Raw genomic sequence first — 13,007 nt, forward strand, 5'->3', positions numbered from 1 at the left:
ATAGATAGATCATTGATATTTACTATTTCTTAAGTCCGGCTGATCGTAAACGTTACAATTTTGTTACAATTTTACGTCCATATTATATAACATTCTTTACGGTCCGTCAACTCTTTCCTTTTCTTTCAGAAAAAACATCATCCAGGTATTACCAATGTTGATTTTATGCAGAAAAAAGCCCCGAAACATCAGAAATATTCACCGATGCTCCGGGGATATGATCCTTTATGCAGTTTTGCTCCTGTCTGTTACAGATCTGTTACAGATCCTTACAGAAATTTTTTGCGAAGCTCTGCTCCGTCAAGGGCACTTAAATATGCAGGTGCAACATCAAATACGGTCTTGCAGCCCTTCTGTCCTTCCTGGTTCATGCGGTATGCAGCTCTTGCATAGGCAACGATCACAGAAGATGTGAACTCAGGATTGGAATCCAGCTTCAGGCTGTACTCGATCACATGGCTGTTCTCATTGTTCCAGCCTGTTTTTCCGCTGCGGATCACAAAACCGCCGTGTGGGATACCGCTGTGGTCTCGATTCAGCTCTTCCTGGGAAATGAAATGTACCGTTGTATCATACTCGTCAAAGTAGTTCGGCATGGTCTTGATCTCTTCCTCGATGCGTGCAAGATCAGCACCCTCCTCAGCAACTACGAAGCACTCTCTTGTATGTTTCTGGCGTGTGGTAAGCTCCGGATTTTCTCCGTTTCTTACTGCCTCAAGTGCAGCTTCTACCGGAATGGTGTACTGCTTTGCATCCTTTACGCCTTTGATGCGGCGGACTGCATCAGAATGTCCCTGGCTGACACCCTTGCCCCAGAATGTGTAGTCGTTTCCATTTGTAAGAATCGCATTTGCATACATACGGTTCAGAGAAAACATTCCTGGATCCCAGCCTACGGAAATGATTCCTACATGTCCACTCTCTGCTGCTGCCTTGTCAACATTTGCAAAATGCTCCGGGATTTTCTTATGTGTATCAAAGCTGTCCACAACATTGAAATATTTTACATACTCCGGTGTCTGAACAGGAAGATCTGTAGCACTTCCTCCACAGATGATCAGGACATCGATCTCATCCTTCAGCTTCTCCGCATCTTTTACAGAATAAACCTTTGCGGTCTCTGTAAGGATCTTTACAGTCTCCGGATCACGTCTGGTAAATACTGCAACCAGCTCTGTATCCGGATTATGCTTGATGGCGCACTCCACGCCGCGTCCCAGGTTTCCGTAACCTAAAATACCAATTCTTATACTCATAACGATTTCCTCCTCTTTTTCTCTGCAGTATGACATTTTCCGGACAGCATTGTGAATTTCTGTCAGAAAAATCCCTCTGCGATCTATATCGCAAAACGGATCTGCAGGATCCGCCTTACAAACATATGGATATGCTGCCTTATGATATCCCCGATCTCAGTTTCAGGACATCGATGACAGACCTTTTTCCTGCATCAGCAGCAGAAAAAGCCGCCCGGCCAGCACATGAAACAGGCCATGGTCCTGCAGCAGGCATCACACATATCCCCTTCTGCAGTCGGCATTCCCCCAAAGGGATCCTGCCGCTGCTGATACCAGCCGCCACCGCCTTCCATTCTCTGGAGCAGCATACGGTACTGCATATTATCCGGTTCCTGACGGACTGCTTCACGGATCTGATCCAGAGCTGTTACATTATTTCCCATTCCCATATTTGCCATAGCAGCCAGGTAATACCATTCTCCATTTTTCTGACCAAGAGAATCCAGTACATTCATAGCTTCCTGAAAATGACCGCTCTGCACATAATTGGCGGCCGCCCTTCTGCGCATACTTTCCTCATCCTGATAGGCACTGGAACCGGCATTTCCGTAATTTCCAAAACCACCGTAATTTCCGTAACCGCCATAGCCATTCCGGGAACTGCTTCCGTACTCACGCTCTTTCATGATCTGCTCGTAAGCCTGCTGCACTTCTTTGAATTTTTCTTCGGCCTGATCCTTATTCGGATTATTGATATTGGCATCCGGGTGATACTTTCGGCTCAGCTTCCGGTATGCCTTTTTTATTTCATCATCAGATGCGTTTCTGGGAACTCCCAGCACGCTGTATGGATCTAACATTTTTTCTCTTTCTCCCGTTCTTCCCTGCGCTTCTGTCCGATCGCCGCAAAACGGCACCAGACGCCGGAATATAAAATATTTCGAAGGATATCTCCGTATCGGAGGATCGGCAGCTTTTCAAATTCTCTGCAGCATTCTGCAAGCATCATCATAAGAAGCCGACGTACCTCTTCCTCGAACCCTTCTATCTTATATTTTTCAAGGAAAGGATTGTAATTTCCGTTTTCTGCATCTTTTTCCACATCGTCATAAGCATCCAGGATGTAGATAAATTTTCCGAGATAAAATCCCAGACGGCGCAGGGACGATTCCCAGACATCCTTACGGAAAGCCAGAATCTCTTCCATGATACGTCCGGAACACCCGGCTACACGGTCCACATCGGTTTCCCCCTGTTTTTCCAGGGAAGAAAGCTCCTCCAGCGCGTTTCGGATCCTTTCGATCTTCTCCGGATAAGCGGACATATGCATATTTCCGCAATTCTTCAGAATTCCTGCATATGCATAGCGCAGTGGTTTGTGTTCATCCTGCCAGTCATCCATACATTTGTAATAGGTAAGGATCACATTCATATCCGCACAGTACTCAGTTACTGTATTTTTGCGCACTGGCTGGGGCTTCAGCGGATGGACCACACACCTGGAGGTTCCCTTCTTCGTTGGCGGCTCATAAAGGCCGCTTAAAAGAAGGACCACAAATGTCATATCATAAGTCAGTGAGATCTGTCCCGGTATCCCGTATCTCTCCCGCAATTCTCTGCAAAGACCGCAGTAAAAAGAACGGTACACATCAAAATCCTTGAATTTTATTTCCGGTTTATTAACGGTCACATATCCGAACATGTCAGCTCCTTTTTACGAATTTTGTGTGGCATTTCGGACATTCGATCTCAATCTTGCCCTTTCCCTTTGGAATACGTATCTTCTGTCCGCAGCCCGGACAGCTGTAGATGTGATGGGTCTTTCTCTGCTTCATCAGATCCTTTTCTTTATTAAAGCGAAAACGGAACTTTGACGTCATCTGAAGGAATTTCTGATTTTCGGCATAACGCTGCTGGATATTTCTGGAAAAAATACGTATATATGCATATACGATCGCTGCGACCCCGAGAATGTCAAGGGTGCTGCCGACAGTTCTGCTGAATATATTGGCAAACATTGCCAGAATGATCAGAACCAGTGCGACTCCCATGGTGAACCTGGAAAGATCATCCACTCCATAACGTCCCTGCATAAATTTATTGAATTTGTCTCTCATATGATCTGCATCTCCTTTTCACTGCCAGACGGCACTGCCCAAAAATTTCCGTAAAAAATCCGGATGGCAGTTCCTAACGGTCATTGCATACCTGGAAAATGTAGAATTTCAGATAATAGGACTCATCTGCTGACCAGAGGATCGGATGATCCGGTGCCTGTGTACGGTACTCTACCTGGCGCAGTCTCTTATGGACATTCTTCGCTGCCTGACCGATGGTCTGTGTAAACAGCTCATACGTCATAAAATGAGAGCAGGAACAGGTTGCGAGAAATCCGCCGTCCTTTACAAGACGCATTGCACGGAGATTGATCTCACGGTATCCCTTGATGGCATTTTTTACAGAGCTTCTGGATTTCGTAAATGCCGGAGGATCCAGTACCACAACATCAAATTTCTCTCCCTTCTCCTCAAGCTCGGGAAGAAGCTCAAAAACATCCTCACAGAGGAATTTCACTGTTCCGTCCAGGCCGTTCAGACTGGCGTTTCGTCTTGCCTGCAGGACTGCAGTTTCCGACGCATCCACACCGAGAACACTCTGTGCCCCTGCAATTCCCGCATTCAGGGCAAAAGAGCCGGTATGTGTAAAGCAGTCCAGAACCTTCGCCCCCTTGCAGAGCTTCTGGATAGCAAGACGGTTATATTTCTGATCCAGGAAAAATCCGGTCTTCTGCCCGTCCCTGATATCTACTTCATATTTCACACCGTTCTCTTCAATCTGAACAAGTGTCGGAAATTCTTCTCCGATAAATCCCTTGGTAAGTTCCATTCCTTCCTGGCGACGTACCTTTGCATCACTCCGCTCATAGACTCCACGGATCCGGATCCCATCCTCAGCAAGAACTTCCTTCAGTGCATCTATGATCGTTTCTTTAAGACGGTCGATTCCCAGTGCAAGAGACTGTACAACAAGCACATCTGAAAACTTATCCACAACAAGACCCGGAAGAAAGTCTGCTTCTCCGAAGATCACACGGCAGCTTCCGGTATCTACTACCTTCTTACGATACTCCCATGCGTCGCGGACACGTTGTTTCAAAAATTCCGGACTGATCTCTGTACGCTCATCTCTGGTAAGCATACGGACTGTGATCTTGGAATTGGTGTTGATAAATCCTCTTCCCATCGGATATCCGTCAAAGTCCCGGACCAGAACGATATCTCCGTTCACAAAACTTCCCATGATGCTTGCGATCTCATTGTCATATACCCAGAGGCCTCCTGATTTCAGGAATCTGCCTTCGCCTTTTTTTAATGTTACTACTGCCAGGCTCATAAATTCTACCTTTTCCCTTTCTCGTTTCCCTGTCACGGTTTGCGATGTATGAGTCCACAAAACCGATTTACGGTCAATTTTATCACAGAAAAATCCATTTTTCCAGTGCTTACACAAATCCTTGTCGTAAATCACAAAATTTTCATGATATCTTTCCGGCACGACAAAAAATACCGCAGCAGAGGTTGTTTTCTCTGCTGCGGTATTTTTTATCTCTTTTTCTGTAAATCTTTTATTCTGCTGCGGATTCCTCAGAAGAGTCCGTGTTCTCGCCGTAAAGACCTGCCAGATATTTCATGGTTTCTTTATAAAGTGTCTGCTTATCTTCCTGGGGAACATCTGCAAGAATAGCTGCTGTCACGTCTGTGGCCTCTGTGTCCTCCTGGGAACTGTCAATACTGAACAGCTTCTTCAGCTTCTGATCCATCATATTCAGCTCTGTACTCTGATATTTTTCTGTACCATCTGCCTCATAAGATTCTGTACCATCCTTCAGGATATCATAATAATCCTTCTCAACAGTTTCTGCCACACTCTTCGCTGTCTGCTCATCCAGTGTTACCGTTGCCACTGCCTCTGTATCCTCCGTTGCAGCGAGAAGGGAATCTGCATCTCCCTCATACTCGCCTTTTACAAAGAGGACAAATTTGTCATAATTGTTCTTTGCTTCTTCGCTGAGCACAGAAGTATCGTTTTCTGCACTGTCTGCCTGGTCTGAGCCCTCTGTACTTTCTGAAGATTCTGTATCTTCTGTTGCCTCCGGGATTCCGGTCTCATCGGATGCAGCCTCGTCAGAAGCACTTTCATCTGTGCTGCTCTCATCAGATGCACTATCCTCTGTGCTGTTCTCGTCAGAAGCACTTTCGTCTGTACTGCTCTCGTCGGATGCACTTTCGTCTGTACTACTCTCGTCGGAGGTACTTTCGTCCGAGCTTTCCTCATTGCTATAGGTTCCGTCGTCGGTAGCATCCGGGATTCCGGTCTCATTGCTTGTATCCTGAGAATCTGCTCCTGTTTCTTCCTCAAGACCCGGATCCTCTGTGGAGCTCTGGATCACATCGTCACCAAGAATGCTGTCATTTACATTGTTGACGATATCATCAGAAGAATCTGCATCCACATCTACGGTTTCATCACTGCTCTCGCCATCCAGCGTATCATCAGAGGAAGAGGTCTGGCCTGTGGTATTGGCATCTACCTGCTCCAGTGTTTCCTTCACATCATCATAATTGTAATCCTGCTGTGAGATCTGCTCCAGAAGAGACACGATCCTGTCAATATCATCCTGGCTTACGGAAATATTGTTCTGCTCAGCCACATTGATGACAATATTCTGGATCTCATCTGCATTCTGTACTCCGTTCTGGATCACATCCATCTTGGACTGGTTTACAACTGTTGTCGCCTCATTTTTACCAACCTTATCTGCAAGCTCACCGGTGGTTACGATCTCCTGGTTGGCAAGCTTCGTCTTGGTCTCATCCAGCTTCTCTCCACTGGCCTTCTCATATGCCATCTGGATACCGGTAAGTGCACCTGTTCCAGATACTTCCATCGGGCAGGCAGCAACTACTTCACAGTTCTTCACACCGGATGTGGAAAGTGTCGTTGCGATCATATTACCTGTCACCCAGTTCAGATTTGCTGTGCGGACCTTGATCCCGCCGGACTGTGTAGGCTTCACATAGGCACAGCTCAAAGTTCTGGAACCGATCTGGGACTGTGGTGCGATATTATCCAGGTGTTTATGCTCATCCTCATTTGTAATGGTCATCACCTGCACCTGATCGGAACTTACATTAAAATATTTCATCATTGTCTGCTTCTGGGCATCCGTAAGATCTGCTCCAAGTGTTACTACCTTCGATGCATCTGCAAATACGGGATTTACACTTCCTGCCACAAGGCATGCACTGCAGAGCAGAGCTGCGATCATGTTTCTTTTTTTCATTGATCTTCCCTCCATATATTTTTTTCGGATCGATTGTATCTGCTTAACTTTTGCGGTGTAAAGCGGACATTCCTCTTCGTTACTTACATCTCCACGAATGCGAGCGCTTCACGATCTGTCGTTCTTGTCATATTATAACACAGCTGCTGAAATATTTGTAATTTATATTATATAAAAAACGCTGCCGGAAATTATATCACTCATTTCTGACAGCGTTTTATTGCTTTTCTCATTTTCCCAGAGAACTTATCTGATCTGGTTTAATTTTCCGGTTTCTTTTGCTTTTTTCAACAATTCCCTGTTTTTTTCATTCATGATACCAAAATCCTTCAGCGGACAGTACACTTTTTCACATTTTCCCATGAACTCCAGTGCTTCTTCAAAGGCAGACTCCGAAATGCATTCAAAAGGCTTCTCCGTGATCACTTTTGCAGCCAGTTCTTTTGCCACCTGATAATCTGCATCATTGGTATGGAGAACTCCGGTCACAAAAGGAATCCCCTGTCGCTGCAGCTTCCGATATACCGGAATTCCACTTCCATTTCCTCCGATCACAAACACCTCCGGTTTTCCGGCCGGAGGTTCCATTTCCACGCAGCCGAATTCTGCATTATAGCTTCCACGGGTGATGCCATAAAGCTTCCGAATATAATCGGAAGTAAAGATTTCCTCCGGTGCACCATATTTCTCAATGTGATCTCCATGAACACAGATCACCTGGTCAGAAATCTTCTGGGCAAGATCCAGCTCATGAAGGGACATGATCACCGTCATCTGTTTTTCCAATACCATCTTCTTCAAAATGGCAAGAAGCTCCAGCTTATGCCGGATATCCAGGAAGGAGGTCGGTTCATCCAGGATAATGATCTCCGGTTCCTGGCAGATGGCGCGTGCCAGAAGGATACGCTGTCTCTGTCCGTCACTGATGGCTGTAAAATCCCGATCCTTCAGATCCCAGGCGTGAACCATCTCCATGGCACTTTTAACTTTTTCCTTGTCCTCTGCGGAAAGGATCCCGAGAGTTCCGGTATAGGGATATCGTCCGGTGGATACCACATCCTCACAGGTCATAAGCTCCGGTCGCATGCGCTCGGTAAGTACTACAGCCAGTTTTTTTGACACTTCCCTGTTGGTCATCCGGCTCATCTGTTCCTGTTCCAGATATACCGTTCCGCTGATCAGGGAAAGCTGTCTTGTGATACTCTTCAAAATAGTAGATTTTCCGGCACCGTTGGGACCGATCAGTGTCAGTATCTCTCCTTTATTCAGCTGAATATTGATCTCTTTGATCAGCGGTTTTCCATCATAGCCTACGGTCAGCTGATCTGTATAAAAAAAATATGATTTCATCGTTTATATCCTCTGCTGTCTGCGAATCATGATATAGATAACTACCGGTGCTCCGAAAACTGCTGTCACAGAACTGATGCTCAGCTCCGTCGGTGCAAATACAGTTCTTGCGATCAGGTCACAGAACAGGCAGAACACTGCACCGCCCAGAAAACAGGCCGGGATCACAAGCAGGGGTTTTGCAGTCTTCAGGAGACTTTTTGCAATATGAGGCACAGCGATCCCCACGAAGGAGATCGGCCCTGCAAAAGCGGTCACACAGGCAGAAAGAATACTGGAAAGCAGGATCAGAAGTATCCGGAAAGCCTTGATATTAACTCCCATATTCTGCGCGTAAGTCTCCCCCAGCTGATAGGCGCTGATCGGTTTTGACATAAAAAATACGATCACCATAGTAAGAAGTACCACAACAGCCATAGTCTGCACATTTCCCCAGGTCATACCGGAAAAGCTACCCAGTGACCAGTTGTGAAGATTGACTATGTTGGAATCATCTGCAAAGGTCACCACAAAGTCTGTGATGGCCGAACAGATATAGCCGATCATAACACCACTGATGACCAGCATGGACATGTTGTGGACTTTTTTTGCCACAAGGAGCACAAAGCCCATGGAGATCATTGAGCCTGCAAAAGCAGCCAGGATCATGGCACCGGAACCGATGGACACCGATCTGCTTAAAAAAAAGATCATCAGAAGCGCCACGATCAGCTTGGCACCGGAAGAGATCCCCAGTACAAAGGGTCCCGCGATAGGGTTGTTAAAAAAGGTCTGCAGCAAAAATCCGGAAACAGAAAGTGCTCCGCCAAGGATGATCACTGCCAGTATCCTGGGAAGACGGATCTCCCAGACGATATTATAAGAAGTTTCATCTCCCTGATGCCGGAATATGATATTCAGGATTTCCCTCACAGAGAGGTGGATACTTCCGGAATTTACATTCCATATAAATAAAAAGATCAAAAGTACCGCAAGGATCACAAAAGAGATCCCGTATCGGACTGCGCGTTTTCTGTCATTCATTTTTTCTGGTACACTCCTCTTCTGTTTTGTTATCCTGTCCTTTCGTTTCCTGCTCACAGGTGGAAACCGGCAAAGGAGTTAAAGCGAACACTGGAATTTATTTCAGTTTATGCATATAGGTCAGCTCATCCAGAGAATCATCGTCTGTAGTCAGCATGGTGTGGATATCCTCGATCATGGTTCCAAGTCCGGTAGTTTCCTGGAAGAGATTTTTGCCTGTGCACCAGACATTTCCGTTCTTCACTGCCTTGAAATCTGCAAGAAGCTTACTTTTGGAAAGAAGCTCATCAATGGTCTTAAGTTCCCCGTCAATCGTACTGTTATAGATGATATAGTCTGCATCCTTCGCCTTGGCATAAAACTCTTCCATCTGCATATTCATGGTGGAAAGAGCATTGTCATTTACTCCCGTATCCTCCGGAACATAATTTCCCCCTGCAAGAGAGATCATTTCTGAAACATAGTCGCCGCTTTTTCTTATATTTACCGCACCTACGGAGTTGATATAAAAGAACGCCACGGTCTTATCTGTTTTATCTGCTGTGAGAACCTTATCCAGCTTGTCCGTCTGCTCTTTGAAAACCTTTTCTGCTACATCTTCTTTTCCCAGAAGAACTGCGTAAAGCTTCATCCACTCGGTCCTTCCAAGAGGATGACTCTCATAGCTGGAACGCTCTACCATTACAGGAATCCCGAACTGCTCCAGTTTCTCCTGTACCTCCGGATTGTGATGGATCATGGTGGATTCAATGGCAAGGTCACAGCCCTCGTTCAGGATCAGCTCGTAATCCGGAGCACTGTACTTGCCGGCATAGATCATCTTTTTCTGTTCCATGGCGTCCTTTGCTTCCTGGATATACCATCCGTCTTCCTTGGTTCCGGAAAGCTTGATGCTGTCAATCCCGTCGATAGCGCGGAAAAGATCCATGGCCGAGGTTGCTACCAGATAGATATTGTTTATGGGCTGCTGCAGAACCGCAATGTCAGGATCCAGCCCCTCCGGTGCTTTCCTGCCTTCGGGAACTACAAGAAACTGTCCTTCCTGATCAATGGTGAGCAGCGCATAGCCATCGTTGTAGTAATCCACATTAAATTCCTTTGCGTAGGAAAGCTCCATACTGTGGTCAAAGGTAAGGCCTGGAATATCCGCAGGCTTATGTTCTGTCTCTGCTGCCTGCACTGCAAAAGCACACCCCAGGATCAGGGTCAGCGTCAGAAATATGTATGAAATTATTTTTTTCATTTTTCTTCCTTTTTCATGCTTGAAGAATCAAAATTCAGGGTATACTCAATCTCGTGAGGAGTACTCATGGCTACAGTATCTGCAGTCACTTCCATTTCTGCGTCAAAGACTGTGACCGGGATCTCAAATGTGGAGTTTCCGTCTTTGTTCACCGGCTCATATTTTTCGCCGTCCACGATCATGTAATCATAATTCGGACTGCTCCAGATGATGGTTGCCGTAGCTTCTTTGTCCTTGATCTCTACTTTAGCTGGAGATTCTACAGATGCTCTTCCTGATCCGCCTGTAAGGGTTACATCCGTCTCATAGGTTCCGTCCTCCAGCTTCAGCTCTTCCGGTTTTTTCCCTTCGGATTTTTTGTCGTCAGAGGTTTTTACAGGATTCTTTACGCTGACTTTATGGTCGTACCATTTGCCTTTTTCTCCCAGGATCGCCACGTTAAATTCCTCACCAATGGCCGGTACCGGGATATCAAATCCGTAAACCTCCTCTGTATAACCATCGCTGTACTTCACTGTATCTGTGGTCGGTTCAATGATCTCTGCTCCGTCCTTCTGGGCATCCTCGGCAGTTCCCGCAAACAGGTTAACGATCTTCTTGGAAACCAGACTTACGTGGATGGTCATTTTACCATCTTTGACCGTGAGCTCTCCTTTTTTGTCATTGGCCTCATTTACATGAAACATGCTGCTGTCTGTATCAAACTCTGCTGTATAAACGCCATCTTCCAGGGTATCTGCTTTGGCTGCATCTGTATCCTTTTCTTCGGAAGCTTCTGCTTCCTCACCGGACTCTGTTTTTGTTTCATCTGTTTTTGCCATCGCAGGCACAGAGCCCAGCACCAGGACTGATGCACTTGCCATTGCAAAAATTAAGTTTACATAGCGTTTTTTCATGATAATCTTCTCCCTTCCATAGATACAGCAATCTGCCCGGAAAACAGTCTTCCTGATCTTTCCGGGCAGTTACATTGATTTCTTATAGGTATCTGAACTCACTCAGATATTTTTATATTTATTATTCTGCGGACTCCTCAGCAGAATCAGCCTCTGTATCTGTATCTGCTGCTGCATCAGAATCTGCGGACTCCTCAGTGCTTCCCAGAGAATCGATGGCTGCCTTTGTATGCTCTACATAAAGCTTCTCAACTGCTTCGATCCTTCCAAGACCCTCGATCTGGCAGTCAACCTTATCGAAGTTTCCGGATGCTACAAACTGGCTCTTCCAGGAATCCTCATCATCACCGGCCATATCGTTATTTGCATGGTCTCCGGCAACAACCATCAGCGGACGAAGAACAACGTTCTTGTATCCTGCTTCTTTTACCTTCTCGATAACCTTGTCGCAGGCTGTATCTTCCGGCTCACCCTCTACAGTACCGATGAATGCGTTCTTGAATCCAAGGTTTTCCATCTGTGTCTGCATCTGATCATATGTAATGTTAGCTGTATGGGATGTTCCATGTCCCATGAATACGAATGCTGTGCCAGCCTCAGCTGCTGCATCCATGCTGTCAAAGCCGGCCTCTTTGCAAGCCTCATCTGTGATCGCCTGAGCAACGGCTTTCTTGTCATCATTGATCACAGTTGCATCGTCTCCAACCTCACCGAGCATTGGCTCTGCGATAGCTACAGACTCGAATTTATCTTTATAGCCATTGATTGCATCTGTCATCTCATCGTACTCAGCACCATGCATCAGATGGGTAGGCTGTACAACCAGATTCTTAACACCATTCTCTACTGCACGGTCAAGAGCCTGCTGCATATTATCGATCACTTCATCATCTCTTGCCTCTACATGGTTGATGATGATCTGTGCTGTAAATGCTCTTCTTACAGACCAGTCCGGATAAGCTTCTGCAAGAGCATCCTCGATTCCCTTGACATCCTCTGCACGGCTGTCATTGAAGGAAGTACCAAAGCTTACAACAAGAAGCTCATTCTCACCGATCTCATCCTGGTTACGCGGATCGTCCTTGGAAGCATCTCCTGTGTCACGTCCGAAATAATCCGGATCTGCATTCTCACCCTCTACCAGCTCTTTCTGAGCATCTGTCAGAGCATCCCATGCTTCTTTGGCTGCCTTGCAGTCCTCATCTGTTGTGTCGTTTCTTTCCTGTACATAGATCTTGTCGATCAGAGCTGCTACATTATCTGCTGCTTCCTGATCTGCATCAGAAGCCTCTGTGGTATCAGCTGCCTCAGCGTTCTCTTCTGTAGCAGAATCCTCTGCTGCCATTGCTGTTGTAGCCGCACCCATAGAGCATGTCATGGAAACTGCGAGCATCAGAGCTAACATTGTTTTTCTTTTCATTTCTCATTGTCCTCTTTTCATGTATTTCCAGAATACTGATATGCACAAAAAACAGCAGCTCTCTGCGGCTGCCTGCTCACACATGATTCTCTGCGCAATACAAATACATAAAAAGAAGTTCTGTATTGTTATGGAGAATACCGATTCGTAAACCGCGAATCCCTGGATCTCACAATAAGGCAGTTCTCCTGACTTGGTTCCACGCTGCTTTCCCTTCCCGGTCTCCCAGTGGTTATAAAAGCAGCTCCCCTTTCACAGTGACGGTATCGTTCCGGATTCTCACCGGATTCTCTTTTGCACATCCGACTGGATGCAACCTTATCATTATAACATTTGCACATATTTTCTTTTATCTGGTTATTTAACTTTTACCACAAACTCACAAATTTGTCAAGATTGATGTCAGACGATTCACGGTTTTCTGTGATCTTCGCTCGCAAAAAACACCTCGCGAAATATTACCAGTGAACAGTAACCGGTTTTCTCCCTGCAT

11 protein-coding genes and 1 riboswitch are annotated in these 13,007 nt (G+C 46.0%); all 11 genes read right to left on the reverse strand.

Going from position 1 to position 13,007, the window contains the following annotated elements; all coding sequences use genetic code 11:
- Positions 1 to 269 precede the first annotated feature (269 nt).
- Positions 270 to 1,256, reverse strand: a complete 987-nt coding sequence (locus tag ACTNDQ_RS00265; RefSeq protein WP_044961542.1) for a diaminopimelate dehydrogenase — start codon at positions 1,254 to 1,256, stop codon at positions 270 to 272.
- A 194-nt stretch (positions 1,257 to 1,450) separates the two neighbouring features.
- On the reverse strand, positions 1,451 to 2,098 hold the full coding sequence (locus tag ACTNDQ_RS00270) for a J domain-containing protein (RefSeq protein ID WP_173776127.1): 648 nt from the start codon (positions 2,096 to 2,098) through the stop codon (positions 1,451 to 1,453).
- The gene (locus ACTNDQ_RS00275; protein ID WP_320810411.1) at positions 2,092 to 2,940 is read right to left on the reverse strand and encodes a DUF5685 family protein; all 849 of its coding nucleotides are present in this window, start codon (positions 2,938 to 2,940) and stop codon (positions 2,092 to 2,094) included. Before ACTNDQ_RS00275 ends, ACTNDQ_RS00270 begins: the two co-directional genes overlap by 7 nt.
- A gap of 1 nt (position 2,941) precedes the next feature.
- Positions 2,942 to 3,355, reverse strand: a complete 414-nt coding sequence (locus tag ACTNDQ_RS00280; RefSeq protein WP_015525969.1) for a hypothetical protein — start codon at positions 3,353 to 3,355, stop codon at positions 2,942 to 2,944.
- Positions 3,356 to 3,428: 73 nt separating this feature from the next.
- Entirely contained in the window at positions 3,429 to 4,631 is a 1,203-nt protein-coding gene (locus ACTNDQ_RS00285; RefSeq protein ID WP_015525970.1) for a class I SAM-dependent rRNA methyltransferase, read from the reverse strand.
- Between the two features lie 232 nt (positions 4,632 to 4,863).
- Complete coding sequence (locus tag ACTNDQ_RS00290) at positions 4,864 to 6,582, reverse strand: DUF1002 domain-containing protein (protein WP_441063166.1); 1,719 nt, start codon at positions 6,580 to 6,582, stop codon at positions 4,864 to 4,866.
- A 246-nt stretch (positions 6,583 to 6,828) separates the two neighbouring features.
- Positions 6,829 to 7,932, reverse strand: a complete 1,104-nt coding sequence (locus ACTNDQ_RS00295; protein WP_059086806.1) for an ABC transporter ATP-binding protein — start codon at positions 7,930 to 7,932, stop codon at positions 6,829 to 6,831.
- A gap of 3 nt (positions 7,933 to 7,935) precedes the next feature.
- Entirely contained in the window at positions 7,936 to 8,955 is a 1,020-nt protein-coding gene (locus tag ACTNDQ_RS00300; protein ID WP_278795356.1) for a FecCD family ABC transporter permease, read from the reverse strand.
- Positions 8,956 to 9,052: 97 nt separating this feature from the next.
- Positions 9,053 to 10,198: an ABC transporter substrate-binding protein gene (locus ACTNDQ_RS00305; protein WP_278795355.1), complete on the reverse strand. Its 1,146-nt coding sequence runs from the start codon at positions 10,196 to 10,198 to the stop codon at positions 9,053 to 9,055.
- Positions 10,195 to 11,094, reverse strand: a complete 900-nt coding sequence (locus ACTNDQ_RS00310) for a hypothetical protein (protein ID WP_441063169.1) — start codon at positions 11,092 to 11,094, stop codon at positions 10,195 to 10,197. Before ACTNDQ_RS00310 ends, ACTNDQ_RS00305 begins: the two co-directional genes overlap by 4 nt.
- Positions 11,095 to 11,215: 121 nt before the next feature.
- Complete coding sequence (locus ACTNDQ_RS00315) at positions 11,216 to 12,514, reverse strand: sirohydrochlorin cobaltochelatase (RefSeq protein WP_441063171.1); 1,299 nt, start codon at positions 12,512 to 12,514, stop codon at positions 11,216 to 11,218.
- 161 nt (positions 12,515 to 12,675) lie between these two features.
- Positions 12,676 to 12,850: riboswitch (cobalamin riboswitch) on the reverse strand.
- Positions 12,851 to 13,007 lie beyond the last annotated feature (157 nt).

This window comes from Blautia massiliensis (ex Liu et al. 2021) (assembly GCF_052064225.1).
Taxonomy (GTDB): Bacteria; Bacillota; Clostridia; order Lachnospirales; family Lachnospiraceae; genus Blautia_A; species Blautia_A fusiformis.

Bases quoted from the DNA above. Each gene is read 5' to 3' on its own strand.
- ACTNDQ_RS00265 (WP_044961542.1), bottom strand. From the start codon at position 1,256: ATGAGTATAAGAATTGGTATTTTAGGTTACGGAAACCTGGGACGCGGC.
- ACTNDQ_RS00270 (WP_173776127.1), bottom strand. From the start codon at position 2,098: ATGTTAGATCCATACAGCGTGCTGGGAGTTCCCAGAAACGCATCTGAT.
- ACTNDQ_RS00275 (WP_320810411.1), bottom strand. From the start codon at position 2,940: ATGTTCGGATATGTGACCGTTAATAAACCGGAAATAAAATTCAAGGAT.
- ACTNDQ_RS00280 (WP_015525969.1), bottom strand. From the start codon at position 3,355: ATGAGAGACAAATTCAATAAATTTATGCAGGGACGTTATGGAGTGGAT.
- ACTNDQ_RS00285 (WP_015525970.1), bottom strand. From the start codon at position 4,631: ATGAGCCTGGCAGTAGTAACATTAAAAAAAGGCGAAGGCAGATTCCTG.
- ACTNDQ_RS00290 (WP_441063166.1), bottom strand. From the start codon at position 6,582: ATGAAAAAAAGAAACATGATCGCAGCTCTGCTCTGCAGTGCATGCCTT.
- ACTNDQ_RS00295 (WP_059086806.1), bottom strand. From the start codon at position 7,932: ATGAAATCATATTTTTTTTATACAGATCAGCTGACCGTAGGCTATGAT.
- ACTNDQ_RS00300 (WP_278795356.1), bottom strand. From the start codon at position 8,955: ATGAATGACAGAAAACGCGCAGTCCGATACGGGATCTCTTTTGTGATC.
- ACTNDQ_RS00305 (WP_278795355.1), bottom strand. From the start codon at position 10,198: ATGAAAAAAATAATTTCATACATATTTCTGACGCTGACCCTGATCCTG.
- ACTNDQ_RS00310 (WP_441063169.1), bottom strand. From the start codon at position 11,094: ATGAAAAAACGCTATGTAAACTTAATTTTTGCAATGGCAAGTGCATCA.
- ACTNDQ_RS00315 (WP_441063171.1), bottom strand. From the start codon at position 12,514: ATGAAAAGAAAAACAATGTTAGCTCTGATGCTCGCAGTTTCCATGACA.